Below are 19,519 nucleotides of genomic sequence, written 5' to 3' on the forward strand. Positions count from 1 at the left end.
TCGGCCTGGCCCGGCCCGGCCCGGCGGGGCAGCCCCGGAAGGGACTTCGCCGTTGCCGGCGATTGCGGGACAATGCGCGCCCTTCGCGGGCACGCAACCTGCTTTGTCTACGCCATGAGCGAACCCCACTCCTCCCCGCCGTCCTCCGCGACCGCCGCGTCGCCCGAGGCCTCCGACCCGGCCGCGTCGGCCGAACCCCTGGCCGACCTGGCGATCCGCTCGCACACCGCCTTCGAGGACGCGCAGGCGATCTTCACCGGGACGCTGTTCGTGTCGCTGGCGCTGATCCTGTTCGCGCAGGTCGGGCTGCTGACCGGCGGCACGGCCGGCGCCGCCTTCGTGCTGCATTACGCGACCGGCATCAGCCTGGGCAAGCTGTTCTTCCTGATCAACCTGCCGTTCTACTGGTTCGCGTGGACCCGCATGGGCCGCGAGTTCACGATCAAGACCTTCCTCTCGATCGCGCTGCTGTCGGTGATGACCGAGTTCTCGCCCAAGCTGTTCGCCATCGACCGCATCCACCCGGCCTACGCGGCGATCCTCGGCGGCGCACTGCTGGGCTCGGGCTGCCTGTTCCTGGCGCGGCACCGCGCCAGCCTGGGCGGCGCGACCATCGTGTCGCTGTACCTGCAGAAGGCCAAGGGCTGGCGCGCCGGCAAGGTGCAGATGGGCATGGACTGCGCGATCGTGCTGCTGGCGCTGACGGTGGTGGAGCCGGAGCGGGTCGCGTACTCGGTGCTCGCGGCCGTGGTGATGAATCTCTTCATCGCGGTCAATCACAAGCCGGGCCGCTACGCGGTGCTCTGAGCCCGCGTCGCGCGGCCCGCGCGGCGGGCCCCTGCCAACCTAGGGGTGGGGAGGCGACCTAGGGATGGGCCGCTTCCCGGGCCCTGCCTAGTCTGGCTCACGGCTTCTTCACGGCCCGATCACGGGCGGTGGCCGAGATGCGAGACCTCGCAGGGGAGACACGCGATGCCCACACGCCAGCTCATGGTGACGCAGCTCAAGTGCGTCGACGACACCAGCGAATCGGGCGACGACGCCCCCTACCTGGTGGTCTTCATGGCCCACCGCAACGTGCCGGGCGGCAAGCTGATCCGCGTGCGCGACCCCGACTGGGACAACGCCTTCCATGCCGGCAAGACGGTCAACACGCGCCAGATCGTCGACGAGGCCGAGGCTGGCGGCGCCTTCGTCTTCGCCTTCCTGCTCGAGGAGGACTGGGATCCCGACCTGGGCAGCGGCGGCGTGCTGCAGCTGATGATGCAGTCGGTCTGGAACGTCTACGGCCAGAGCGGCTGGGCCAACCTGACCGCGTCGCAGCTGCGCTCGGTGGTCGGGCCCAAGCTGGCCAACTTCCTCAGCAGCTCGCTGTCCAACGACGAATACCTCGGCTGGCACAGCTTCGTCGTGCCGACGGTGACGGTGGAGACGCCGCTGTCGCCGCTCTCGTACAACGGCGACGGCGGCAGCTACAAGATCACGTTCACCGTGCGGATCAAGGGCGGCTGACCCCCCCGATCCCCACGGCGACACGCTTTCGAGGGCCTCCCTAGCCCGGCGTGCCGGCCTGCCGGCGTCGGAACTCCGGCGTCGGCAGGCCGCCCACGCCCCAGTTCTCGAGCTCGACCTCGTCGATGACGACGAAGGTCATGTGGTGCGGCTTGCCCATCACCTCGAACAGCAGGTCGCTGACGCCCTGGATCAGGGCCGCCTTCTGCTCGGGCGTGGTGGCGCTGGCGCCGGGGGCGGTGCCCTCGCGGGTCACCTTGATGTTGACGTAGGGCATGGGGGCTCCTTCGATCGCGTGGGAGAGGCGGGATGGCGTGGCGCGTCGCTCAATGGCCGGCGTGCTGGCCGCCGTCGACGTTCAGCGTCTCGCCGGTGACGAAGCCGGCGCGCTCCAGGTACAGCACCGCGTCGACGACCTCGTCGATTTCACCCATGCGGCCCATCGGGTGCAAGGCCGACAGGAAGTCGTGCGTCTCCGGCGCGTGCATCGGCGTCTTGATGACGCCCGGCCGCACCGCGTTCACGCGCACGCCGGTCTTGGCGTACTCGATCGCCAGCGCGCGGGTGACCGCGTCCAGGCCGCCCTTGGTCAGCCCGGCCAGGCCGGTCGGCACCGCGGAGATCGCCTGGTCCACCAGCGTGGTCGTCACCTGCACGATGTGGCCGTGCTTCTGCAGCAGCATCTGCGGCAGCGCCAGCTGCGTGACGTGGAAGAAGCCGGCCAGGTTCACCGACAGCGCGTTCTGGAAGTCCTCGGCGGTGTACTCGGTGAAGGGCTTGGCGATGAAGATGCCGGCGTTGTTGATCAGCGTGTCGATGCGGCCGAAGCGGTCGAGCGCCGTCTGCACGACACGCTGCGCGACGAGACGGTCGCCGATGTGGCCGGGCACGGCGATCACGCCGGCGTCGTCGCCTTGCCGGATGTTCCGGGAATTGGCGACGACGGCATAGCCCTGTGCGCGATACGCGGCGACGAGGCCGGCGCCGATGCCTTGCGACGCGCCGGTGACGATGGCGACCTTGGGGGCGGTGGTGCTGGAAGCGATGGACATGGAGAAGCTCCTGGGCATGGGGGATCCGGAGGATCCGGGGTGGTCGATGGCGCCGGCGGGATCGAGGATCGTTCGGCGTTGTCGAGAGCGTAGGAGCCGGCCCTCCCGGGCGGTAGCCGCTATCCTGTCTCAATGGCTGAGCAAAAACGCACAGGGTCCCGCAAGAGGGTCGAGCGGCTCGACTGGGAGGACCTGCGGGTCTTCCTCGCGCTGGGGCGGCACGGCAGCCTGTCCGCCGCGGCGCGGGCGCTGGGGGTCAATCACGCGACGATCTCGCGACGCATCCAGGCGCTGGAGGACAGCCTCGAGGAGCGGCTCGTCGATCGCCGGCCCGACGGCTACGTGCTGACGCCAGCGGGGCGCCTGGCGCTGGCGGCGGCGAGCGACATGGAAGCCGCCGCGCAGACGCTGGCGCGGGAAGGCGACGACGACGGCGCGGTGCGCGGGCTGGTGCGGATCAATGCGTCGCCGGCGCTGGCGCAGGGGTTCCTGATCGACCGGCTGGCGCGCTTGACGACGGCGCATCCGGGGCTGGACATCGACCTCGCGACGGACCTGCGGTCGGTGAGCCTGGACCGGCACCAGGCCGACATCGCGGTGCGGCTGACGCGGCCGCGCGATGGCGACTTCATCGCCAAGCCGCTGGGGACGATGGCGTTCGGGTTCTACGGCACGCCGGCGGTGTGCGACGCGGTCGAGAGCGGGTCGCCGCCGGTGTTCATCACCTTCGACGAGCAGAACAGCGACATGCCGGACGCGACCTGGCTGGCGCGGCACTTCCCCCGGGCGCGGGTGGCGTTCCGGGCCGACAACCACCTGTCGCAGGCGATCGCCGCGCGGACCGGGGTGGGCATCGTGCTGCTGCCGCATTACCTCGGGCGGCAGGTGCCGGGACTGCGGGTGTGCGCGCTCGACGCGGTGCGCGAGCCGCGCGAGGTCTGGCTGCTGATCCGCGGCGGGGATCGCAAGGACCGGCCGATCCGGACCGTGGCGGATCACCTGCAGCGGGTGTTCGAGGAGGAACGGGTGCTCTTCGAGGCCTGAACGCGGCGCGGCCGATCGGCCCGGCCGGCTGGAGCGATGGTCGAGCGCGGCGCCGGATCGCGGCGCCCGGCCTCAGGCGCTCCGCAGCAGCGCCCGGACGGCGTCCTCGTCCTGCGGCGTCGCCGGCTGGTAGACGACCAATCCCAGGTCCGGCCGGCCATCGACGGCGAAGGCCGAGTATTCGAAGGCCAGCGGCCCGGCGACCGGATGGTTCAGGCGCTTGAGGCCTTCACCGAAACCGCGCACGTCGTGCTCGCGCCAGAACGCGGCGAACTCCGGACTGCGCGCGCCGACCTCGGCGACCAGCGCCTCGACCTTCGCCGGATCGCCCGCGCGCGCCGCGTCGGCCCGGAACGCGGCGACGACGAATCGCGCCACGCCCTCCCAGTCGTCCTGCGCGGCCCGCACGCGCGGGTCGCAGAAGATGAGCCGGACGATGTTGCGGTCCTCCGGCGCGCGGGCGCCGTAGTCCGTCAGCACGACGGTGGCGGCGAGGTTCCAGGCGACGACGTCCCACAGCGCGGTCTTCACGATCGCGGGGCTGAGCGTCAGCGCGTCCAGCACGCGCTGCAGGCGCGGCGTGACGCCGGTGGTTTCCGGCGCGCGGAGCTCGGGCGCGCGGCCGAAGGCGAGCAGGAACAGGTGTTCGCGCTCGACATCGGTCAGCAGCAGCGCGCCGGCGATGCGCTCGAGCACGACCTCCGACGGCGCGCCGCCGCGACCCTGCTCCAGCCACGTGTACCAGGTCGAGCTCACGTGCGCGCGCTGCGCGACCTCCTCGCGGCGCAGGCCCGGCGTGCGCCGGCGCGTCATCGGCAGGCCGAAGGCCGCGGGGTCCAGGCGCTCGCGCCGGTCGCGGAGGTAGGCGCCGAGCAGGTTGTCCCGCTCTGGGGCGATGGAGGAGGGGCGGGCGCTCACGAAGATCCTGAGGTGGGAGGGAGCCAGGGGCCTGGGGGGTAGTGGCTATACCTGGATAAGGTCACTACTACACCAGGATGCATTCTGCGCGGAGGATCCGCCCCATTCATCACAGAGGGCATTTCCCATGCGAGTTTTCGTCACTGGTGCCACGGGCTTCGTCGGATCGGCGGTCGTGCAGGAATTGATCGACGCGGGCCACCGCGTGCTGGGCCTGGTCCGCTCCGACGCGTCGGCCGAAGCGCTGGCGCGGACCGGCGCCGAGGTGCATCGCGGGTCGATCGACGACCTGGACGGCCTGCGCGCCGGCGCCGCCGCCTGCGACGGCGTCATCCACACCGCGTTCGACCACGACTTCTCCCGCTTCGCCGAGAACTGCCGGCGCGACCGCGTCGCCATCGAGGCGATGGGCGAGGCGCTCGCCGGTTCTTCGCGGCCGCTGGTCGTGACCACCGGCCTCGCGATGGCGGTCCAAGGCCGCCTCGGGCAGGAGAGCGACGCCTGCCTGCCGGTCTCCGAGGGCTATGCCCGCGCGTCGGAGCCGACGGCGCTGGCGCTCGCGGAGCGCGGTATCCACGCGTCCGTCGTGCGCCTGCCGCCGACGACGCACGGCGCCGGCGACCACGGCTTCGTGCCCATCCTCATCGACCTGGCGCGGCGCACGGGCCGGTCCGCCTACGTCGGCGACGGCATGAACGCGTGGAGCGCCACGCACCGGCGCGACGCGGCGGTCGTGTTCCGGCGCGCCGTGGAGACGGCCGAGGCCGGCGCGCGCTGGCACGCGGTCGCGGAGGAGTCGATCCCCTTCAAGGACATCGCGGCCGCGATCGGGGAGGGGCTCGGCGTGCCGTTGGCGCGCCTGGACGGCGACGAGGCGGCGGCGCACTTCGGCTGGTTCTCGAAGTTCGCCGGCATGACGCTGGCGGCGTCGAGCGCGAAGACCCGCGCGGCGCTCGGCTGGACGCCGCGGCAGCCGACGCTGGCCCAGGACCTGGCGGACGCGGGGTACTTCTGATCGGCTCGCCGCTCTAGCCGCCGCTCTAGCCGCCGCTCTAGCCGCCGCTCTAGCCGCCGCGCGGCCTCAGGCGTCGCGCGTGTCTAGCCGCCGGGCGGGCGCCGTCCGCCCGCTTCCCGGGCGGCTTCCTGGTCGGCCCGCGCCTTCTTGGCCGCCGCGATCCATGGCGCGGCGAGCGCCGCCGCCTGGCGGGCCTCGTCCTCGGTGAGCGACACGGTCGCCTCGCCGGATTGACGGGTCACGATCTCCCTGATCCCGTCGGCGGACAGCGTGTCGAAGGCGATCTCGTAGGCGCGGACCTCGACGGCCGACAGTCCCCAGCGTCGGCCGTTCAGCGCGAGCGTCAGGGCCGGGGAGGGATCGCCGTCCAGGAGGTCGGCGTGCAAGGCGGCGATCAGCGGGCGGCGCATGGATTCCGCGGGATCGAACTGGACGGACTCCGCGTAGACCGCGCCGATGCCTTTGACGCCCCCGAGCAGCGCGCGCTCCGCGAGCTCCTTCTTCTTGGCTTTCATCTCGTCGGTGAGCGACTGGCATTGCCGGTCCTGCTCGTCGACCTGCGCGAGCACGCGGTTGGCCATGGCGTTGTCGAACCGGCCGTTCTCCTTCAAGGTCTCGACCGCGAAGCGGGTGGTCGGGTTCACGCCGCACACCGAGATCAACCTGGCGACATCGCCCGCCTGTTGTGGCGTGCCGCCGTTGATCGCGGCCAGCGCGCGCTGGCCATAGTCCTGCATGGACGCGGAGGCGCCGATCGACGCGGGCATCGCGACGGAAGGCCCGTTTCGGCCGCTGGCTCCGACGGGCGCGGACGCGGGCGTGCCGGTGTTGTCGTGTTTCGCGCCGGCGGCGGCGGCTCCCGGCAGCGGCGCGGCCATGACGGCGCGCTGGCCGGTGGGCGGCGCCACCCAGAGCCAGGCGCTCGCGCCGGCCAGCGCCAGCGCGGCGGCCGCGATCCAACGGCGTCGATCGGACATCGGTCGCTTTCCTCTCGCGGCCGGTCGCCGCATCGAAGGCGCGGATGTTATCGACGCCGCCATGGAAAAAGGCCGGTGCCCCCCATCGGAGGGCACCGGCCTTCGCGACCCGTGAACGGCATGTCGATGGCCCGTGACGGCGGGCTCACCCGGCCGTCATCGCGGCCTCACTTCGGCTGCTTGACGATGCGCAGGTAGGGCTTGGGCGCCTTCCAGCCTTCGGGGTAGATCGTCTTGGCTTCGTCGTCCGACACCGAGCCCGCGATGATCACGTCGTCGCCCTGCTTCCAGTTCACCGGCGTGGCCACGCGGTGCTTGGCGGTCAGCTGCAGCGAGTCCAGCACGCGCAGGATCTCGTCGAAGTTGCGGCCCGTGGTCATCGGGTAGGTCAGCATCAGCTTGATCTTCTTGTCCGGACCGACGATGAACACCGAGCGCACCGTCGCGTTCGTCGCCGCGGTGCGGCCGTCCGAGCCGCCCGCTTCGTCGGCCGGCAGCATGTTGTAGAGCTTGGCCACGTTCAGGTCGGTGTCGCCGATCATCGGGTACTTCACCTCGGCGCCCTGCGTCTCCTGGATGTCGGCGGCCCACTTGCTGTGGTTCTCGACCGGGTCGATCGACAGGCCGATCAGCTTGGCGTTGCGCTGGGTGAATTCAGGCTCGATGCGCGCCATGTAGCCCAGTTCCGTCGTGCACACCGGGGTGAAGTCCTTGGGATGCGAGAACAGGATGGCCCAGCTGTCGCCGATCCAGTTGTGGAAGTCGATTTCCCCTTGCGTGGTCTTGGCGGTGAAGTTCGGGGCGGTGTCGTTGATGCGCAGAGACATGGTGGGCTCCAAGGTTGAAGGGTCGAGTCTGCCCAATGGCTTTACTCGACCCGCGACTTTACTCATGCGCCGGCCGCATGTGGCCGGCGATGGCCTCACTGTCCCAAGGTCCAGTTCACGCCGGCGGTCCACCAGCCTTCCTTCGGTCCGCGGCCGGTCGCCGAGGCCCGCGCGAAGCTCAGATCGAGCGACAGGCGCTCGTTGACGTCGTGTCGCAGGCCGAGCCGGGACATCGGCCGGAGCCCGTCGTGGAAATGCTCGACGAGCAGCTGCCATCCGGCGACCATCTGCCACTCGACGGCGATGCCGCGCTGGGTGCGGTCCTCGCCGCCGCGGACGAAGGCGCGGCCCAGGTTCAGGTGCAGGGCGAGGTCGTCGCGCGGCGTCCAGCTCAGCGGCACCAGCAGCGAGCGCTGCGACCGCGGGGCCTGGTCTTGCCAGCTGAGCGCGCCGACCAGCCCGATGGCGAGCCGGGGCCGCAGGTCGGTGGCCCACTTCAGCTGCACCGCGTGGGCGTGGAGGTTGGGCACGGGCTGGGCGGTCTCGCGGTCGGCGTTGATCTCGGCTTCGACGCCCAGGACGTAGCAGCCCAGGCCGGCGTGCTGGCGCTGGCGCCGGTCGAGGTTGGAGCGCTCGGCCCAGAGCTCGAGGTTGCACTGGCCGGGCACGGCGATGACGGCGTCGTCGACGGCGTGGTGACCGCCGGCGGCCAGGCAGGACAGTGGCAGCAGCAGGCCGGTCAGCAGGACCAGCAGGACGAGGGGCATGAACAGTCTCCTGGCGACCAGTGTGGTCGCCGAAGGGGACTGAGTGATGACGGTGGGGGAGAAGGGCGCGATCGACGGGTGGGGGCGTCGGGCGCGGACAACAGGTGCCAAGTTCCCGGCCGCTGGAATGCCCCTGTGGTCATCTGAAAATCGATCGCGAAGGGCGCGCAGGCCGATAGACTTCGCATCCCCGCCCCAGGCTGCCCCCCGTCCTAATACATCGTGGATGGGCTGTGCCCCTGGGGCGTTTTTTCTCCGAAGTGCGGGAGATCCTCATGCCGACGGCGATCCTTATCGACGGTGCGTTCTTCGTGAAGCGGTTTCGCGCTTTGGAGCCGGGCAATGCGCACGATGCCGAGCGAGCGGCCGATTGCGCGTTCAGGTGGGCGCTTGCCCATCTCGTCGAACGAGGACGGGGGCGCGGCAAGCGCTTCCGGGAGCTCTTCCGCATTTATTTCTACGATTGCCCACCGCTGATGAAGCGACTGCAGAACCCGATCTCTGGGAAAGGCATCAACTTCTCGACAAGCTCGGAGGCCCTGTTTCGTATCCAACTCCACGAGCGGCTGAAGACGAAGCGCAAGATGGCGCTTCGATTGGGGCATCTGGCTTCTGACTCTGTCTGGACGATCAAGCCCGAGGCGATCCAGGCCCTCCTCAAGCGAAAGATCCGGTCGGACGATCTCACGGAAGGCGATGTCGTTCCTCACCTTCGCCAAAAGGGCGTCGATATGAACATCGGCGTTGACATCGTGACGCTCGCGCTGCGAAAGCAGGTCGATCAGATCGTTCTTGTGTCCGGCGACTCTGACTTTGTTCCGGCCGCCAAGTTGGCCCGCCGCGAAGGCGTTGACTTCATCCTCGATCCGATGTGGCAGCCCGTTTCGGCCAACCTCCAGGAACACATCGATGGCCTTCGCTCGACCGCTCGTCGCCGCGAGCGGCGTGACGGCGAGGACGCCAGACGGCCGGAGTCCGTTCTTGAAGAAGCGGCCTGATCCGAACGGCCCGGGTCCCTCAGAAAAGCTATCGCCTCGATAAACATCGCCTGTTGCCCCGACCTCCGGACGGGTCCTAGACTCGTCCGCGCTCGCACTCTGCGGACAAGCGGACTGTTGTTCCCCAGGCTCAACTCAGGAGGCAGACATGTCAGTCGATTCGAAGTGCCCGTTCACGGGCGTGTCACACAAGCACACGACGGCCGGCGCCAAGGGCAACCGCGACTGGTGGCCCGACCAGCTCAACCTCGGCATCCTCTCCCTGCATTCCCCCAAGACCAATCCCATGGGCGAGGAGTTCAAGTACGCGCGGGAGTTCAAGACCCTCGACCTCGATGCCGTCGTCAAGGACCTGCACGCGCTGATGACGGATTCCCAGGACTGGTGGCCCGCCGACTACGGCCACTACGGCCCGTTCTTCATCCGCATGGCCTGGCACTCCGCCGGCACCTACCGCGTGCAGGACGGCCGCGGTGGCGCCGGCACCGGCGCGCAGCGCTTCGCGCCGCTCAACAGCTGGCCCGACAACGGCAACCTCGACAAGGCCCGCCGCCTGCTCTGGCCGGTCAAGCAGAAGTACGGCCGCAAGCTCTCCTGGGCCGACCTGATGATCCTGGCCGGTAACGTCGCGCTGGAATCGATGGGCTTCAAGACCTTCGGCTTCGCCGGCGGCCGCGCCGACATCTGGGAGCCCGAGACCGACACCTTCTGGGGCCCCGAGACCACCTGGCTCGGCGACGAGCGCTACGCCGGCGACCGCGACCTGGCCAATCCGCTGGCCGCGGTCCAGATGGGCCTGATCTACGTGAACCCGGAAGGCCCGAACGGCAACCCCGACCCGGCCAAGTCCGCGCGCGACATCCGCGAGACCTTCAAGCGCATGGCGATGAACGACGAGGAGACCGTCGCGCTGGTCGCTGGCGGCCACACCTTCGGCAAGGCGCACGGCGCCGGCGAGGCGCACCACGTCGGCGCGATGCCCGAAGGCTCGGAAGTCGAGGAACAGGGCCTGGGCTGGAAGAACAAGCTCGGCGAGGGCATGGGCGTCTACACGATCACCAGCGGCATCGAGGGCGCCTGGACCCCGACGCCGACGACCTGGGACAACAGCTACTTCGAGACGCTGTTCGGCTATGAATGGGAACTGACCAAGAGCCCGGCCGGCGCCCACCAGTGGACGCCCAAGGGCGGCGCGGGCGCGGGCACGGTGCCCGACGCGCACGACAAGAGCCGCAGCCACGCGCCGATGATGACCACCGCCGACCTGGCGCTGCGCGTGGACCCGGCCTACGAGAAGATCTCGCGCCGCTTCATGCAGCATCCGGAAGAGCTGGCCGACGCCTTCGCGCGCGCTTGGTACAAGCTGACGCACCGCGACATGGGCCCGGTGTCGCGCTACCTCGGCAAGCTGGTTCCCAAGGAAGAACTGATCTGGCAGGACCCGGTGCCGGCGGTCGACCATCCGCTGGTCGACGACAAGGACGTCACGGCGCTCAAGGCCAAGCTGCTCGCCAGCGGGCTGACGGTGTCGCAGCTGGTGTCGACGGCGTGGGCCTCGGCATCGACCTTCCGCGGCGGCGACAAGCGCGGCGGCGCCAACGGCGCGCGGCTGCGGCTCGCGCCGCAGAAGGAATGGGCGGTCAACCAGCCCCGGGAGCTCGAGGACGTGCTGGCCAAGCTCGAGGCGGTGCGCAAGGAGTTCAACGGCGCGGCGGCCGGCGGCAAGAAGATCTCGCTGGCCGACCTGATCGTGCTGGGTGGCTGCGCTGGTGTCGAGGCCGCGGCCAAGAAGGCCGGGCATGACGTCACGGTGCCGTTCTCGCCGGGCCGCACCGATGCGTCGCAGGACCAGACGGACGTCGAATCCTTCGGCGTCCTGGAGCCGGCGGCGGACGCCTTCCGCAACTACATCCGCAAGGACTTGGTGAAGCACGCCGCCGAACTGATGGTCGACAAGGCGCAGCTGCTGACGCTGAGCGCGCCGGAGTTGACCGCGCTGGTCGGCGGCATGCGGGTGCTCGGCACCAACTTCGGCCACACGAAGCACGGCGCCTTCACCACGCGTCCGGAGACCTTGAGCAACGACTTCTACGTGAACCTGCTGGACATGCGCACGCGCTGGCAGCGCTCGGAGGGCGACGAAGGGGTGCTCGAGGGCCGCGACCGGACATCGGGCGCGGTGAAGTGGACCGCGACGACGGCGGACCTGGTGTTCGGCTCGAACGCGCAGCTGCGCGCGCTGGCCGAGGTCTATGCCTCGAAGGACGGCGAGAAGGTCTTCGTCGGCGACTTCGTCAAGGCGTGGACCAAGGTGATGAACCTGGATCGCTACGACCTGCTGTGACCCTGGACAGGGCCGCCGCCCGGGAGGGCGCGCGGCCCTTTTTCCGTCCGAAAAGACCGTAGGCAAATTGGCTACGGTGTAGGCAATCTGGCTACGACGTAGGCGACTTGCCTACAATGTGGGCAAATTGCCTACACACGAGCCATGAACGAACTGCAGCTCACCGAGATCTTTGGCAGCGTCGGACGCTTCCGGGTCCTACGGGCGCTGTTCTCCGAACCTGAGCGCGGATTCGGACAGCGCGAACTGGCTGCCGAAGCCGGCACGGACGCGGGAAGCGTCGCCCGCTGGCTCAGACGCTGGGCCAGCACCGGACTGGTCGTCCGCCGGGAAACGGCAGGGGTGCCGCGGTACTCGGCGAGTGCCGATCCCACGCTGATGCCACTGGTGCAGTTGATGCAGCAGGACAGCGCGCTGGCGCGGGCGTTGCGCGAGGCCCTTGAACCCTTGAAGGGCATTCAGGCGGCCGTCGTGTTTGGATCGGTCGCTCGCGGCGAAGCCGGCGCTGGCAGCGACATCGACGTGCTGGTGCTCGGAACTTTGTCCGAACTCAAGCTCAATGTGGTGTTGAAGCCTGTGGGGCGGGCGCTTCGCCGCGAGGTGCGCGCCACGGTTTCTACGATCGCCTCCTTTCAGGAACAACTTCGTGGCGGGGAGAGCTTCGCGCAGGACATCGTGCGAGGGCCGCGAATTCCCTTGATCGGAGAGTTCGATGCTGAAGTCCTTTCGGGAGCTGGCCGCCCAGCCTGATGCGCCGCTCCGCGCGATCGCGGTGAACGCGCGCGATGCCATCCAGTGGCTCGGGCAGGCCCAGACCAAACTGCGGGACGCCCGCCATCCGGCGATCTCGAACGGCACCCGGATGGATGCCTCCTGGGATGATGAGGCGATGGCGTGGGTCGTCCCGTTCCTCGATGACGTTGCCGCATGGTTCGAGAAGAATCACCGCGGGCTGTTGCAACGCGGCCTCGCACGCTGACCTTTGGAACGTTTCGTTCCAGAATTCTTTCGAGTCGTTTCCTAAGATGTCCAGATGGACGTCACTTCCAACAAGCCGGCCCACCGGCATTTCCCCATGGCCACGATTGCCGCCGCCCTCCTGGCGCTCGGACTGGGCGCGTGCGGCGGCGGAGGCGGCGATGCGCCCGCCGCCGGCGGCACACCGGTCTCCACGCCTCCTCCCGCCGCCTCTTCCCCGACCGATCCCAGCCAGCCCGCGCCGACGAATCCGCCGGTCGTCGCCGGCACCTGCGACCTGCCCAACTTCAAGCAGGAACTGTTGGACCGCATCAACGCGCTGCGCGCCTCGGGCGCGACCTGCGGCAGCACGAACTACCCGGCCGTGGCCCCGGTCGTCTGGAACGACAAGCTCACGCAAGCCGCCGACGGCCACGCGCTCGACATGGCCACGAAGAACTACTTCGAGCACGACAGCCAGGACGGCCGCACCTTCGTCGACCGCATCAACGCGGTCAACTACGGCTGGAGCGCCGTCGGCGAGAACATCGCCGCCGGCCAGACCACCGTCGCCTCGGTGATGACCTCCTGGCGCAACAGCGCCGGGCACTGCGCCAACCTGATGTCGGCCAACTTCGTCGACATGGGCGTCGCCTGCCGCCCGGCGGCCTCCTCGGCCAACGCCTACAGCAAGTACTGGGTCATGGACCTGGGCAAGCCGCGCTGACGCGGCCGGACCCGCCCGGCCCGGCCCGCCGCGACGCCGCCTTCAGCCCTTCGCGTAGCGCGGCGCCGGCACGCTGGCCGACAGCCCGCCGAACATCGCCCGGCGCGCGCCGTCGAAGGCCTGCCACTGCGACTCGTCGCTCAACGCCGGGATCGTGATCAGCTCGCCCCGGTCGAAGCCGACCAGCGAGGCATCGACCATGTCCTCGGCGCTCATCACGATCTCCTGCGGCAGGTGCTCGACCGGCCGGCCGCCGATGGCCCAGAAGTCGGTCGCGGTGGCGCCCGGCAGCACCGCCTGCACGCGCAAGCCCTGCCCGCCGAGCTCATGCTGCAGCGACTGGCTGAACGCGACGACGAAGGCCTTGCTGCCGCCGTAGACGCCGTTCAACAGCTCCGGCGCGATCGCCACGATGCTGGCGACGTTGATCACCGCCCCGCGCCCGCGGGCCACGAAGCCGGGCACCGCCGCGTAGGTCAGCCGCGTCAGCGCGGTGACGTTCAGCTCGACCATCTGCGTCATCCGCTCGACGTCGCTCTCCAGCAGCGGCGTGTGCGTGCCGATGCCGGCGTTGTTCACCAGCAGCGTGATGCTGGCGTCCTCGCGCAGCTTGTCCTCGACGCGCCGGCGCTGGGCGGCGTCGCCGAGGTCGGCGTCCAGCACCTCCACCGCGCGGCCATGCTCATTCGCCAGGCGCGCGGCCAGGGCGGTCAGGCGATCGCGCTGGCGGGCGACGAGGATCAGGTCATGGCCGCGCCGGGCGAGCCGGTCGGCGTAGATGGCGCCGATGCCGGTCGAGGCGCCGGTGATCAGCGCGGTGCCCGGGCGGGCGGAAGCGGTGGCGGAGACAGGGGTCGCGGTCATGGAGATTCCTTCGGTCCGGTGGACGCAAGTGGCTGAAAGTGCGTTCATGGTAGGAATCAGGTCGGATGGCGTAAATGACGTAGAGGGTTATGATTCGTGCCATCGACGTTCACCGACGACCGGAATCCGGACACCTCATGCATCGCATCGGCTACGTGCTCAACGAGGGCTTCCAACTGCTGGCACTGGGCACCCAGGCGGCGTTCGAGTACGCCAACTTCGTCACTGGCCAGCCCTTCTATGAGATCGCCTGCTACACGCCGGGCGGCGGCGAGGTGCGCTCATCGATGGGCGTGAGCGTGTCGGCCAGGCCCCTCACCGCTGCGACGCGGGCCGACACCTGGATCGTGGCCGGCGTGTCGGAGCCGGTCGAGATGCCGGCCCCTGAGGAGGTCCTGCAGTTCCTGCGCCGCGCCGACCGGCATGCGCGCCGCATCGCCGGCATCTGCACCGGCGGGTTCGTGCTGGCCGACGCGGGACTGCTCGACGGCCGGCGCGCCACGACCCACTGGCATTTCGCGCGTGCGATGAAGGAACGCCATCCGTCGATCGACGTCGACAGCGACCGCATCTTCATCGTCGACGGCCCGGTGTGGACCTCGGCCGGGATGACGGCGGGGCTGGACCTGGCGCTGGCGATGGTGGAGAAGGACCTGGGCGAGGAGATCGCCCGGTCGGTGGCGCACAAGTTGGTGATGCAGCAGCGGCGCAGCGGCGGCCAGTCGCAGCATTCGGAGATGCTGGACCTCGCGCCCAGGTCGGACCGCATCCAGCAGGCGCTCGCCTATGCGCGGGCCAACCTCGCCCGGCCCTTGTCGGTCGAGGAGCTGGCGGAGGTGGCGGCCTTGAGCCCGCGGCAGTTCAGCCGGGTGTTCTCGGCGGAGACCGGCGTGCCGCCGGCCAAGGCGGTCGAGGGCCTGCGGCTGGAAGCGGCCCGGCTGATGATCGAGCAGAGCCGCCATTCGCTCGAGGTGGTGGCCCGAGAGGTGGGCTTTCGCGACCGGCGTCACCTGCGCGAGGTCTACGTGAAGCACTTCGGTGTCGCGCCGCAGGCCGCGCGCCGGGGAGCTCGCGCGGCTCAATGAGATGCGTCGGGCGCTGACGGCGAGCGCCGGCGCGCGGCCGCGCTCCATCGCCCCGCCAGGTGGAGCGCGCGCGTCGCGAGCAGGCCGGCCATCCCTCCGGCGACAAGCATGCCCGCCGCGTGCACCGCCACCACCAGGAGCGCCAGCGGGAGCGAGCCGGAGGCGGTGATCTCCCGCCCCACCGTCGCGCCGAGGCACAACGGCGCCAGCGCCGGCAGCAGCATCATCCCGGCGCCGTGCGCCGTCGCGGCGACGAAGGACCAGGCGCCCAGTCCCCAGCCGGTGAGCCGCGCGCTTGAAGCCGTCGTCCGCCGGCGCGCATGACGGACCCCGATGACGACGAGTCCGGCGACCGCGAGGAGCGCCAGCCAGGTCCGTCCGTGCTCGAGGCCCTGGGCGATCGCGACGGCGGTGAGTCCGACCGACAGCAGGTGCCCCGCCGCGATCGGCGCGAGCGCGCGCAGCATCCGCCGTGAGCCGGCGTCGCCGCGCATCGCGAGCGCGACGGCGGGCCCCCAGCCCGCCGCCGGGTTCAGGCCGTGCAGCGCGCCGGCACCGGCCACGGCGATCCAGGGCCAGAGCGTGTCCATGAGCGCCTCCGTGGTCCGGTCTCGTCGTCGAGAGCGTGGTCGGTCGTGGCGTCAGTCGTGGGACGCGCAGCAACCGCTGCTGGCGCTGGGCACCCCCACGGCGCTCGAAGCGCTCGAAGCGCCCGAAGCGCCCGATGCGCTCGATGCGCCAGACGCGACCGACGCCGGCGTCGGCGTCGGCGCCTCGGCCTGGTCGTACCGGTCGTGATGCTTCACCCACGCCATCGTGTACGGCAGTGCGTCCTCGTCGCGGCCTTCGGGCAGCAGGTCCATGAAGCGATAGGTGTGCATCATCAGTTCGACCCCGCGCCCGAAGGTCGAGTAGGTCAGGTGGACCGTCCCGTCGTCGTCCTTGGCGAACACGCTGATGCCGGGCGCTTCCTCCTGCGGGAAGGGCTGCATCGTGAAGTTGTAGAAGACGTCGCCGCGGGCGCGCTCCTCGTCGGTGAACGAGACGTGGAAGTCGCGGTTGAAGTCGTTGCCGAAGGAGGAGACCCAGTCGAAGCGCCAGCCCATGCGGGCCTTGAACCGCGCCAGGTCCGCCAGCGGCGCCCGCGACACCGCCACGAAGGCGACGCCGCGCGCCGCGAGGTGCGGCAGCGCCGGGTCCGTGTGGTCCGCCATGAACGAGCAGCTCTTGCAGGCCGCCTCCCAGCCCGGCGCGAACATCAGGTGTTGCAGCACCAGCCGGCGGTGCGGGCCGAACAGCTCGCCCAACCGGCGCGGGCCGGCCGCGGTGTCGAAGACGTAGTCCTTGTCGATGCGCACCCACGGCAGCGCGCCGCGCTCGCGGGCGACCTGGTCGCCCAGGCGCGTCAGTTCCTTCTCGCGGGCCAGCAGCCGCTTGCGTTCGGCGATCCAGCGATCGCGGGAGACCACCTCGTGGCGGGCGAGGACTTGGGGATCGGTCGGGCTGTTCATGTCGAGCTCCAGAAGCAGAGGGGAGTGAGGGTTCGGGAAACGCGGGCGTGAGGACGCCCATCGCCGCGGCGCCGGAGCGCGCGGACGGGATCGAAGGACAGGGGAATGCGGGGGAGAAAGGCGGCGGGGAAGGGCGCCGTCGCGGGACGGCGCCGTGCCTCAGGCGCGCGCCGGGCGCTTGACCGCGCGCAGCTTGCCGCTGCCGCCTCCGCCGCAATAGAACAGGTCGGCGCCATCGGACTCGAGGCCGCTGACGCCGACGTTGTCGGGCATCGCCAGGCGCTCGATCACCTGGCCGTCCCGCGGGTCGACGCGGCGCAGCTCGCTCTCGTCGCCTTCCCAGGTGGCGTGCCAGAGTTCGCCGTCGACCCAGGTGACGCCGGTGACGAACCGGTTGGACTCGATCGTGCGGCGCACCGCGCCGGTCTCGGGATCGATCTGGACGATCTTGCGGTCGCGGTACTGGCCGACCCACAGGCTGCCTTCGGCCCAGGTCAGGCCCGAGTCGCTGCCCTGGCCGGACGGCGCCGGGATGGAGCCGACGACCTGGCCGCTGGCGGGATCGATCTTGTCGATGCGCGACTCCGCGATCTGGTACAGGTGGCGCCCGTCGAAGGCGGTGCCCGCGTCCGCGGCACAGGGCAGCGTGCGCCGCACCTCGCCGCTGGCCGGGTCGATCGCCAGCAGGCCCAGCGCCGTCGCGGCCCAGACGCGGTCGCCGTCATGGCTGACGCCGTGCACGGCGGGGGCGCCGGGGTAGGGGCCGTACTCGCGGACGACCTCGGCGGGCCGGGCTTCCGGCAGTCCCTCGTTGGAGGCCATGCGCGCCTGGGCATGCGGGTCGCAGGCGGTGGAATCGGAACAGGACATCGCTCTCTCCTTGGCGGCGAAACCCTCGCCGCATGGACCGCAATCTATCCAGCCGGCGGCAAGGCGGGGAGTAACAAGATCGTCGCGATTCCGGTCATCGGCGGCGCCAGCCAGCGCTTGGCGCGCGCCTGGCCGATCGCCCGGACCCGCCCGTCCGCCTCGAGTTCCGACAGCGCGCGCTGCACCGTCCGCTGGCTTGCGCCCAGCGCCAGCGCGAGCGCCGAGGTCGACCAGGCCGCGCCGTCGGCCAGCAAGGCCTGCAGCGAGGCGAGCTCGCCCTCGATCGGCGGCACGAGCACCGTCACCGCGCGGAATCCGCCATGGCTGCCCTCGCCGCCGCGACGATCGCCATCGCCATCGCCATCGCCATCGCCATCGCCATCGCCATCGCCATCGCCTACGCCTACGCCTACGCCTGCGCCGCGATTCCCACCACCGCTGTCCTCGCCCACGCGCAAGGCGAATCCTTCGGGCGTCGCCTCGATGGCGGCCGCGGGCTCGACCAGCGCGCGCAGCCGGCCGAGCTCGACCCGCAGCCGCGCGCGATGCGTCTCGTCCGGGTGTCGAGTGCGGAAGGCGCGGAGGATCAGCGTCTGTCGGTCGACATCGCCGGGCCAGGCCTCCGCCAGCGCGCGGGCGAGGGTGAACAACACCGGCCGCCGCGCCAGGTCGACGTCGAGCCCCGCGCCGCGGATCGCGCGGCGGCAGGCGTCGACGACCAGCGTGGGCGAGTCCAGCAGGGCCTCCACCTCGCCCAGGACGAGGGGCCGCTCCTCGCCGGCATCGATGCGCCGCGCGACCGGCCGTTCGAGCAGGCCGCGGAGTTCGACCGCTTCCGCGATCAGCGCCGGCACGCCGGAGCGTCGCGCCGCGTCGGTCGCGCGTCCGGCGGCGGCCAACGCATCGCCGCTGCGCAGCGAGCGCATCGCCAGTTCCGCGGTCGCGAGCGCCGCCATCGCGGCCAGCATCGGAGGGAGTCCATCGAGGTCGACGGCCGGCAGCGCCGCGGCGGCCTCGTCGAGCCGCCCGAGCAGGATCAGCCGCCGCGCCGCGATCAGCCGGGCCTGCAGCGCGTTGACGCGGTCGTCGTGCGCCTCCAGCGCCGCGGCCGCCTGCAGCAGCGCGCGCGGCGCGTCGCCGAGATCGCGCATCGCGAGCGCCACCTCCGCCTCGGCGACGACGCAGCGCGCCCGGGCCACGGCCTCCTTCGGCCCGAAGGCCTTGGCCGCGCGCCGCAGCAGCTCGCGGGCGCGCGGATGCTCGCCGAGCTGCGCCATCGCGATCCCGCGCAACGCGAGCGCCGGCGGATCGTCGCGCAGCGCCACGCGCTGCAGCGCGCTCAACGCGTCGCCGGCGGCGAGGAAACGGGCGGCGGCGGTGATCAGGGCGTCCATGGGGGCGGAGCTTAAGCGCGCGGGCGGAGCCCCTAGACTCCCGGCCATGTCCGAGACGCCCCCGACCCCGCCCGTCCGCCGCCGCGACGCCGCCGCCACGCGGCAGGCCATCCTCGACTCCGCCCGCGCCGCCTTCGCCCGTGCCGGCTACGACGGCGCCGGCCTGCGGGAGATCGCCGCCGGGGCCGGCGTCACCGCGATCCTGGTCAACCGCTACTTCGGCAACAAGGAAGGGCTGTTCGCCGAGGCCGTCGCCGCCAGCATGGCGACCACCACCGTCGTGCTGCCGCGCATCCTGAAGGCCGGCGCGACCGGCGCCGACATCGCCGCCGCGCTGCTCAGCGTGACCGACGCGCACGACGTGCCGCTCGAGGGGTTCCAGATCATGCTGCGATCGGCCTCCAGCGAGGTCGCGGCCCGCATCGCGCGCGAGCAGATCGAGCTGTTCCACCAGAAGGCCATCGCCGGCAGCCTCAAGGGCGCCCGGCGTGACCAGCGTGCCGCGCTGCTGCTGAGCCTGATCGCCGGGCTGCAGATCATGCGCCAGATGATCGCCCTGTCGCCGCTGGCCGAGGCCGATCCGAAGCGTTTGGCCGAGGTCCTCGGCGGCGTGATCCAGCACCTGATCGACGCCCCCGCCAAGTAGCCGCGCCGCGC

22 protein-coding genes are annotated in these 19,519 nt (G+C 70.9%); 11 read left to right on the forward strand and 11 right to left on the reverse strand.

What is annotated here, in order from left to right; translation table 11 throughout:
- The first annotated feature begins 114 nt into the window (after positions 1-114).
- Together N5D62_RS07840 and N5D62_RS07845 are read left to right on the forward strand one after the other, a co-directional pair.
- Complete coding sequence (locus N5D62_RS07840; protein WP_279757118.1) at positions 115-807, forward strand: YitT family protein; 693 nt, start codon at positions 115-117, stop codon at positions 805-807.
- A 165-nt stretch (positions 808-972) separates the two neighbouring features.
- Complete coding sequence (locus N5D62_RS07845) at positions 973-1,512, forward strand: hypothetical protein (RefSeq protein ID WP_279757119.1); 540 nt, start codon at positions 973-975, stop codon at positions 1,510-1,512.
- A 40-nt stretch (positions 1,513-1,552) separates the two neighbouring features.
- On the opposite strand, the gene N5D62_RS07850 is transcribed toward N5D62_RS07845, so the two are convergent.
- Positions 1,553-1,789: a 4-oxalocrotonate tautomerase family protein gene (locus tag N5D62_RS07850; RefSeq protein WP_279757120.1), complete on the reverse strand. Its 237-nt coding sequence runs from the start codon at positions 1,787-1,789 to the stop codon at positions 1,553-1,555.
- A 49-nt stretch (positions 1,790-1,838) separates the two neighbouring features.
- The gene (locus tag N5D62_RS07855) at positions 1,839-2,564 is read right to left on the reverse strand and encodes an SDR family NAD(P)-dependent oxidoreductase (RefSeq protein ID WP_279757121.1); all 726 of its coding nucleotides are present in this window, start codon (positions 2,562-2,564) and stop codon (positions 1,839-1,841) included.
- A 132-nt stretch (positions 2,565-2,696) separates the two neighbouring features.
- Here N5D62_RS07855 and N5D62_RS07860 point away from each other — a divergent pair, with 132 nt between their 5' ends.
- Positions 2,697-3,608 carry a LysR family transcriptional regulator gene (locus tag N5D62_RS07860; protein ID WP_279757123.1) on the forward strand — a complete coding sequence of 304 codons (912 nt, stop codon included), beginning with the start codon at positions 2,697-2,699 and terminating at the stop codon, positions 3,606-3,608.
- Positions 3,609-3,680: 72 nt separating this feature from the next.
- Here N5D62_RS07860 and N5D62_RS07865 read toward each other — a convergent pair whose 3' ends face one another.
- Positions 3,681-4,505, reverse strand: coding sequence for a helix-turn-helix transcriptional regulator (locus N5D62_RS07865; RefSeq protein ID WP_279757179.1), 825 nt, complete (start codon positions 4,503-4,505; stop codon positions 3,681-3,683).
- A gap of 148 nt (positions 4,506-4,653) precedes the next feature.
- Between N5D62_RS07865 and N5D62_RS07870 the strand changes: the two genes are divergently transcribed.
- Positions 4,654-5,541: an SDR family oxidoreductase gene (locus N5D62_RS07870; protein ID WP_279757124.1), complete on the forward strand. Its 888-nt coding sequence runs from the start codon at positions 4,654-4,656 to the stop codon at positions 5,539-5,541.
- Between the two features lie 83 nt (positions 5,542-5,624).
- Here N5D62_RS07870 and N5D62_RS07875 read toward each other — a convergent pair whose 3' ends face one another.
- From N5D62_RS07875 to N5D62_RS07885, 3 genes are all read right to left on the reverse strand, one after another.
- Entirely contained in the window at positions 5,625-6,419 is a 795-nt protein-coding gene (locus N5D62_RS07875) for a hypothetical protein (protein WP_279757125.1), read from the reverse strand.
- A gap of 266 nt (positions 6,420-6,685) precedes the next feature.
- Positions 6,686-7,345 (reverse strand): peroxiredoxin, encoded by a 660-nt coding sequence (locus tag N5D62_RS07880; RefSeq protein WP_279757126.1) that lies wholly within the window; start codon positions 7,343-7,345, stop codon positions 6,686-6,688.
- A gap of 95 nt (positions 7,346-7,440) precedes the next feature.
- On the reverse strand, positions 7,441-8,112 hold the full coding sequence (locus tag N5D62_RS07885; RefSeq protein WP_279757127.1) for a hypothetical protein: 672 nt from the start codon (positions 8,110-8,112) through the stop codon (positions 7,441-7,443).
- A gap of 275 nt (positions 8,113-8,387) precedes the next feature.
- Between N5D62_RS07885 and N5D62_RS07890 the strand changes: the two genes are divergently transcribed.
- From N5D62_RS07890 to N5D62_RS07910, 5 genes are all read left to right on the forward strand, one after another.
- Positions 8,388-9,110, forward strand: a complete 723-nt coding sequence (locus N5D62_RS07890) for an NYN domain-containing protein (protein ID WP_279757128.1) — start codon at positions 8,388-8,390, stop codon at positions 9,108-9,110.
- Positions 9,111-9,258: 148 nt separating this feature from the next.
- Positions 9,259-11,454: a catalase/peroxidase HPI gene (gene katG / locus N5D62_RS07895; protein WP_279757129.1), complete on the forward strand. Its 2,196-nt coding sequence runs from the start codon at positions 9,259-9,261 to the stop codon at positions 11,452-11,454.
- Between the two features lie 144 nt (positions 11,455-11,598).
- Positions 11,599-12,204, forward strand: coding sequence for a nucleotidyltransferase domain-containing protein (locus N5D62_RS07900; RefSeq protein WP_279757130.1), 606 nt, complete (start codon positions 11,599-11,601; stop codon positions 12,202-12,204).
- Entirely contained in the window at positions 12,167-12,433 is a 267-nt protein-coding gene (locus N5D62_RS07905; protein WP_279757131.1) for a hypothetical protein, read from the forward strand. Before N5D62_RS07900 ends, N5D62_RS07905 begins: the two co-directional genes overlap by 38 nt.
- 54 nt (positions 12,434-12,487) lie before the next feature.
- Positions 12,488-13,138 carry a CAP domain-containing protein gene (locus N5D62_RS07910; RefSeq protein WP_279757132.1) on the forward strand — a complete coding sequence of 217 codons (651 nt, stop codon included), beginning with the start codon at positions 12,488-12,490 and terminating at the stop codon, positions 13,136-13,138.
- A 42-nt stretch (positions 13,139-13,180) separates the two neighbouring features.
- Here N5D62_RS07910 and N5D62_RS07915 read toward each other — a convergent pair whose 3' ends face one another.
- Positions 13,181-14,002: an SDR family oxidoreductase gene (locus tag N5D62_RS07915; RefSeq protein WP_279757133.1), complete on the reverse strand. Its 822-nt coding sequence runs from the start codon at positions 14,000-14,002 to the stop codon at positions 13,181-13,183.
- 137 nt (positions 14,003-14,139) lie between these two features.
- Between N5D62_RS07915 and N5D62_RS07920 the strand changes: the two genes are divergently transcribed.
- Positions 14,140-15,087 (forward strand): GlxA family transcriptional regulator, encoded by a 948-nt coding sequence (locus tag N5D62_RS07920; protein WP_279757134.1) that lies wholly within the window; start codon positions 14,140-14,142, stop codon positions 15,085-15,087.
- On the opposite strand, the gene N5D62_RS07925 is transcribed toward N5D62_RS07920, so the two are convergent.
- From N5D62_RS07925 to N5D62_RS07940, 4 genes are all read right to left on the reverse strand, one after another.
- On the reverse strand, positions 15,081-15,677 hold the full coding sequence (locus tag N5D62_RS07925; protein ID WP_279757135.1) for a hypothetical protein: 597 nt from the start codon (positions 15,675-15,677) through the stop codon (positions 15,081-15,083). The two genes, N5D62_RS07920 and N5D62_RS07925, sit on opposite strands and share 7 nt — an antisense overlap.
- 51 nt (positions 15,678-15,728) lie before the next feature.
- A complete protein-coding gene (locus N5D62_RS07930; RefSeq protein WP_279757136.1) occupies positions 15,729-16,598 on the reverse strand; it encodes a thioredoxin family protein in 870 nt (289 codons plus the stop codon).
- 159 nt (positions 16,599-16,757) lie between these two features.
- A complete protein-coding gene (locus tag N5D62_RS07935) occupies positions 16,758-17,420 on the reverse strand; it encodes a PQQ-binding-like beta-propeller repeat protein (RefSeq protein ID WP_279757180.1) in 663 nt (220 codons plus the stop codon).
- 92 nt (positions 17,421-17,512) lie between these two features.
- Positions 17,513-18,862 carry a helix-turn-helix domain-containing protein gene (locus N5D62_RS07940; protein ID WP_279757138.1) on the reverse strand — a complete coding sequence of 450 codons (1,350 nt, stop codon included), beginning with the start codon at positions 18,860-18,862 and terminating at the stop codon, positions 17,513-17,515.
- A 46-nt stretch (positions 18,863-18,908) separates the two neighbouring features.
- On the opposite strand from N5D62_RS07940, the gene N5D62_RS07945 reads away from it, so the two are divergent.
- A complete protein-coding gene (locus tag N5D62_RS07945) occupies positions 18,909-19,508 on the forward strand; it encodes a TetR/AcrR family transcriptional regulator (RefSeq protein WP_279757139.1) in 600 nt (199 codons plus the stop codon).
- The last annotated feature ends 11 nt before the right edge of the window (positions 19,509-19,519 follow it).

Source organism: Mitsuaria sp. GD03876 (assembly GCF_029840635.1).
In the GTDB taxonomy this organism is placed as follows: Bacteria; Pseudomonadota; Gammaproteobacteria; order Burkholderiales; family Burkholderiaceae_C; genus Roseateles.

Bases quoted from the DNA above. Each gene is read 5' to 3' on its own strand.
- N5D62_RS07935 (WP_279757180.1), bottom strand. From the start codon at position 17,420: ATGGCCTCCAACGAGGGACTGCCGGAAGCCCGGCCCGCCGAGGTCGTC.
- N5D62_RS07840 (WP_279757118.1), top strand. From the start codon at position 115: ATGAGCGAACCCCACTCCTCCCCGCCGTCCTCCGCGACCGCCGCGTCG.
- N5D62_RS07850 (WP_279757120.1), bottom strand. From the start codon at position 1,789: ATGCCCTACGTCAACATCAAGGTGACCCGCGAGGGCACCGCCCCCGGC.
- N5D62_RS07945 (WP_279757139.1), top strand. From the start codon at position 18,909: ATGTCCGAGACGCCCCCGACCCCGCCCGTCCGCCGCCGCGACGCCGCC.
- N5D62_RS07930 (WP_279757136.1), bottom strand. From the start codon at position 16,598: ATGAACAGCCCGACCGATCCCCAAGTCCTCGCCCGCCACGAGGTGGTC.
- N5D62_RS07915 (WP_279757133.1), bottom strand. From the start codon at position 14,002: ATGACCGCGACCCCTGTCTCCGCCACCGCTTCCGCCCGCCCGGGCACC.
- N5D62_RS07940 (WP_279757138.1), bottom strand. From the start codon at position 18,862: ATGGACGCCCTGATCACCGCCGCCGCCCGTTTCCTCGCCGCCGGCGAC.
- N5D62_RS07845 (WP_279757119.1), top strand. From the start codon at position 973: ATGCCCACACGCCAGCTCATGGTGACGCAGCTCAAGTGCGTCGACGAC.
- katG (WP_279757129.1), top strand. From the start codon at position 9,259: ATGTCAGTCGATTCGAAGTGCCCGTTCACGGGCGTGTCACACAAGCAC.
- N5D62_RS07875 (WP_279757125.1), bottom strand. From the start codon at position 6,419: ATGGCCGCGCCGCTGCCGGGAGCCGCCGCCGCCGGCGCGAAACACGAC.
- N5D62_RS07890 (WP_279757128.1), top strand. From the start codon at position 8,388: ATGCCGACGGCGATCCTTATCGACGGTGCGTTCTTCGTGAAGCGGTTT.
- N5D62_RS07885 (WP_279757127.1), bottom strand. From the start codon at position 8,112: ATGCCCCTCGTCCTGCTGGTCCTGCTGACCGGCCTGCTGCTGCCACTG.
- N5D62_RS07855 (WP_279757121.1), bottom strand. From the start codon at position 2,564: ATGTCCATCGCTTCCAGCACCACCGCCCCCAAGGTCGCCATCGTCACC.
- N5D62_RS07880 (WP_279757126.1), bottom strand. From the start codon at position 7,345: ATGTCTCTGCGCATCAACGACACCGCCCCGAACTTCACCGCCAAGACC.
- N5D62_RS07920 (WP_279757134.1), top strand. From the start codon at position 14,140: ATGCATCGCATCGGCTACGTGCTCAACGAGGGCTTCCAACTGCTGGCA.
- N5D62_RS07860 (WP_279757123.1), top strand. From the start codon at position 2,697: ATGGCTGAGCAAAAACGCACAGGGTCCCGCAAGAGGGTCGAGCGGCTC.
- N5D62_RS07910 (WP_279757132.1), top strand. From the start codon at position 12,488: ATGGACGTCACTTCCAACAAGCCGGCCCACCGGCATTTCCCCATGGCC.
- N5D62_RS07870 (WP_279757124.1), top strand. From the start codon at position 4,654: ATGCGAGTTTTCGTCACTGGTGCCACGGGCTTCGTCGGATCGGCGGTC.
- N5D62_RS07925 (WP_279757135.1), bottom strand. From the start codon at position 15,677: ATGGACACGCTCTGGCCCTGGATCGCCGTGGCCGGTGCCGGCGCGCTG.
- N5D62_RS07905 (WP_279757131.1), top strand. From the start codon at position 12,167: ATGCTGAAGTCCTTTCGGGAGCTGGCCGCCCAGCCTGATGCGCCGCTC.
- N5D62_RS07900 (WP_279757130.1), top strand. From the start codon at position 11,599: ATGAACGAACTGCAGCTCACCGAGATCTTTGGCAGCGTCGGACGCTTC.